Here is a 223-nt window from a genome sequence, read left to right as displayed (position 1 = left end):
GCAAGGCTGAAACTCAAAGGAATTGACGGGGGCCCGCACAAGCGGTGGAGCATGTGGTTTAATTCGAAGCAACGCGAAGAACCTTACCAGGTCTTGACATCCTCTGACAACTCTAGAGATAGGGCTTCCCCTTCGGGGGCAGAGTGACAGGTGGTGCATGGTTGTCGTCAGCTCGTGTCGTGAGATGTTGGGTTAAGTCCCGCAACGAGCGCAACCCTTGATC

General features: G+C 54.7%; 1 rRNA gene. It reads left to right on the top strand.

Annotated elements, in window-relative coordinates:
• Positions 1-223, top strand: a 16S ribosomal RNA gene (locus MR063_RS21690); the annotation flags it as partial.

The organism is Bacillus cereus group sp. BfR-BA-01492 (genome assembly GCF_022662815.1).
GTDB lineage: Bacteria > Bacillota > Bacilli > Bacillales > Bacillaceae_G > Bacillus_A > Bacillus_A cereus_BD.
The sequence above is the reverse complement of the archived record's forward strand: the minus strand, read 5'-3'. Positions and strand labels throughout refer to the sequence as shown.